Below are 3,609 nucleotides of genomic sequence, written 5' to 3' on the forward strand. Positions count from 1 at the left end.
GGTTCACACATTAAGCGGTGAACAGCGCTTCATACGACTTCACGTCGCACGCCCCAAAGCTTGTTAGCGCAAATACTCATTCACATCGAATTAATGTGATTTTGGACTAGTTTACCTAATGATTCAATCTGACTCAGGCTTGCTCATCGTGTGGACTTTTATGTCCACAATTCTGGCAGCAATTCCATCACTTTACTTTTTGATATAGAGTGTAAGTTGTTGTTTTAATTCGTCATACAACTGTTCCTGTACTTTTTCTAACTTATATTGATTACGATCGAGGCACAATCTAAGTTTTCCAAGGACCGGCAAACCATCCAACTTACTAATAGTATCCGGGTGACTGAAAGAAGAGCGAACCGTAACTCCTAAGCCGGCATCAACAGCGCTCCATAAGTTACTCAGACTTCGGCCAACAAAGGTAATTTTCCATGGAATCCCCTCGCGATCTAATGCTGCTATGGCTTGTTGTCTGATAATGCAAGAACCATCAAGCATGACTAGTGGTACAGGTTTAGAAATATTAATGGATTCTTTAAGATATTTATTTGCTGGCCCATACCAGTACAGTGGTAATTCTGCCAGAAGTTCACTATATGGCGCCGATTTTTCACCTCTCCATCCCAATGAAAAGTCTAACTCACCAGATTGAATGCCATCCATCAACTCCTGATGGCGCCCAACAATGGATTGCAATTGTAAATTTGGATGTGAGCGAGAGAATACACCTAGCAACTGAGGTAATAGTACGTCACTAAAATCTTCTTGTAAGCCAAAAACCACTTTCCCCATCAATGAATTTTCCACTAACTGGTTTAGAGCTTCGTCATTTAACTGAAGCATGCGACGGGCATAAGCCAGAATAATTTCACCTGCTTCAGTCGGCTCTAGATGGCGGCCGATTTTGGTCACTAATGACGTGTTGCACTGCTGTTCGAGCTTTTTTAACTGGGCACTGGCCGCAGAGGGTGAACGATTAAGTCGTTCAGCTGCAGCTGCAAAGCTGCCTAACTCAATTCCTAAGACAAAACATCGTAAGGCATCTAAATCCAGATTCCGCATGTTCAACTATCCTGAAAATCAAAACTGTATATCAAAATAGTTTTGATTTTTTATATTAAAAAATCAACTTATTCTTTTCCAGTAGACGAAAAAACAGGGGAAATATATGGATACAAAAGAACAACACTTAATGAAACTGTTTGCTGAAATTGCTCCACAATTTCATAAAGTTACGGAAGATATCTTATTTGGACAGATATGGCGTGATGAGAGTCTGAGCACTCGTGATAGAAGTCTGATAACCATCACCGCATTAGTGGCTTTAAATCGTGTGGAACAACTACCGGGTCATTTAGCTCGGGCATTAAGTAACGGACTGACAGTAAAAGAACTGAGCGCAACAATGACTCATCTTGCTTTTTATGCCGGTTGGCCTGTAACGGCTTCTGCACTTGAGCGGTTAGATGAGATGGACCACGAGGGGAATGACTAATGCCAATGACACGAATTTCTATAGGTAATGAGTTATTTGAAAACTATAAGCATCAAATATCACATATTCTCCAGCAATGTTTAGAAGCTTATTTTGCAGTACCGAATGGAGACTGTTTTCAAATATTCGACATTCATGCCCCACAGCAAAAGGTTTTTAATTCGAATTATCCAAATCTGGCTCAAAGTCGTAGTGAATCTGGAATTTTGTTTCACATATTCGCTGGAAAATCACGTGACCATGAACAAAAGCGAGCCTTGTACAAAGCGTTGTGTGAGCAACTTCAGGCCCAAACCCCCATTCGTAAAGAAGATATCATGATCATTGTTCAATTCAATGGCCCAGAAGACTGGTCTTTTTCCTCTGGTCAGTCATGGAAAGATGAAATGGAGATAATACAATGATAGCAATGCAATATAAAATCGTTCTCCCGTCTGATTATCCTATGGAAAAAATAGAAGCTCGTATCAAGGAAAAAGGTCACTTATTAGATGGGTTCCCAGGGTTAATTTTTAAAGCCTATCTTTATTCGCGTAAAGACGCGAAAAATTATGAAAATCAGATGAATAGCTACGCCCCGTTTTATGTTTGGAGAGATCATCACGCAATGGTCTTATTTCTCCAAAGTGATGGATTCAAAGCTCTTTGCGAACAATTCGGTCGCCCAAAGGTTGATATTTGGTTCGTTGACGACGAGCCAAACGTTCCTGATTCGCACCATTCTCTTGCGTGTATTCATAATAAAGTCAACCAACATACAGATGTACACGGCTTAGATTATATCTCGTGGGAAACGCTCGGTTTAACGTGGTTGAGTAGCTCAGAAGGTATTGATGATAGTAGCGGTGAAGTTTACTCTGTGGGGTATGTTGCTCATGGTCAAAATAATATTGAGTAATGAAATGCATTAGGTTCACTAACATAATTAAGTGTGTTTTGACCTAAGCCAAAACACACTTTTGTCCAATAATGAGTTAGCACCCGTTTCCTGATCTAAAAAGCCTCGCAATGCGAGGCCTTGGGTTTTCTATCTATCAGAAGAGATTGCCGATTTCACGTCTTCGGCTAATGCAACCATAGTGATCACTTGGTACTGCTTTGAGAACTCACTTACTTGGTTTTGCCAAAGCCTGCTGTCTAAGCTCCAACCGTGAATGAAGATCAGCGCCGTATCCCCGCTCCCACTTTTGCCATACGCAATTTGCTCACCATCGTGAGATATCGCAATACCTTACTTAACCGTTGAATCATGAGCCATGGCATTCATGCTACTAAGCGCCAAGAATACCAAGAGTGTGATGTTTAGAATTAAACGTTTCATAGTGTCTCTCTACTTACCTTGGAGGGAACACAGAAAGTGCCCCTCTCAATCAATATAAGCACTATAAAGTGTGAAGCTGTAGACAGGTCAAGGGTGATTTAGACAAACACCTCTCTCGTGCTTGGTAACTTAACCAACTGATTTCTTGACCGAAATTGGTTTCGCCAAAAAGCCTACCATCACAGTCGAATAGTTTTTGACCTAATAGAACTAATCTGACAACCAAACTCACAAAGAGCGTAAAATGGGTATCAGAGTGCAGTCCTTAGTTCAAAGCAACTCGATGACTTTTGCTCTACAAACAGCTCTTAAAGCGTCATAAACTTACAAGGCGCCATGGAAGCATACGCCTTGTTTAAGTGTCTGAAATCTTCTTTAATTGCGTTTAAGGTGGTCTGAGGGCTGTTTCTGATAGCAAACTCGAACATTTACCATAAAAGGAATAATGAACACCGGTTTTTGTTATTATGTGATTCTAATTATTATCAGACTTGAGACTACGTTTTTAATGAATTCTTTTACAGATATTTTCCTATCAATAGATTTTTTGAAGTTCTCGGTTCCATTGTTTGGTGCAGTTATAGCGTGGTTTCTTAATGAATCGCGCAAGCGTATTTGGGAGCAATACTACCGTAAGGAAGAATCTTATAAAGAATTGTTGAGGTGTTTAGAAGGTTTTCATGAAAATGCCGATCCGACCGAGGCTAAACATTTAAAAACAAAATTTCTATCTGAAGTTGGCGTTGTTGCCTAAATCAGTTGAACCTTTTTCGAGTCCTGCGATCTGATCCTT

Annotated in this window: 5 protein-coding genes and 1 pseudogene; 4 read left to right on the forward strand and 2 right to left on the reverse strand. The window is 40.3% G+C overall.

Annotated features, from left to right (window positions below):
- Positions 1–192: 192 nt before the first annotated feature.
- The gene (locus tag JC606_RS22765) at positions 193–1,062 is read right to left on the reverse strand and encodes a LysR substrate-binding domain-containing protein (protein WP_004739423.1); all 870 of its coding nucleotides are present in this window, start codon (positions 1,060–1,062) and stop codon (positions 193–195) included.
- 106 nt (positions 1,063–1,168) lie between these two features.
- Between JC606_RS22765 and JC606_RS22770 the strand changes: the two genes are divergently transcribed.
- From JC606_RS22770 to JC606_RS22780, 3 genes are read left to right on the forward strand one after another with little or no spacing between them, the layout of a single operon-like run.
- Complete coding sequence (locus JC606_RS22770; protein WP_198779506.1) at positions 1,169–1,495, forward strand: carboxymuconolactone decarboxylase family protein; 327 nt, start codon at positions 1,169–1,171, stop codon at positions 1,493–1,495.
- Entirely contained in the window at positions 1,495–1,899 is a 405-nt protein-coding gene (locus JC606_RS22775) for a tautomerase family protein (protein ID WP_004739426.1), read from the forward strand. The genes JC606_RS22770 and JC606_RS22775 overlap by 1 nt, the downstream gene beginning before the upstream one ends.
- On the forward strand, positions 1,896–2,393 hold the full coding sequence (locus JC606_RS22780) for a DUF4865 family protein (RefSeq protein WP_198779507.1): 498 nt from the start codon (positions 1,896–1,898) through the stop codon (positions 2,391–2,393). The genes JC606_RS22775 and JC606_RS22780 overlap by 4 nt, the downstream gene beginning before the upstream one ends.
- Before the next feature lie 132 nt (positions 2,394–2,525).
- Here the strand turns inward: JC606_RS22780 and JC606_RS22785 are convergent.
- Positions 2,526–2,816 (reverse strand): annotated as a pseudogene (locus JC606_RS22785) (alpha/beta fold hydrolase); the annotation flags it as partial.
- 445 nt (positions 2,817–3,261) lie between these two features.
- Here JC606_RS22785 and JC606_RS22790 point away from each other — a divergent pair.
- Complete coding sequence (locus JC606_RS22790; RefSeq protein ID WP_198779508.1) at positions 3,262–3,570, forward strand: hypothetical protein; 309 nt, start codon at positions 3,262–3,264, stop codon at positions 3,568–3,570.
- Positions 3,571–3,609 lie beyond the last annotated feature (39 nt).

This window comes from Vibrio sp. IB15, from assembly GCF_016406055.1.
Lineage (GTDB): Bacteria > Pseudomonadota > Gammaproteobacteria > Enterobacterales > Vibrionaceae > Vibrio > Vibrio chagasii.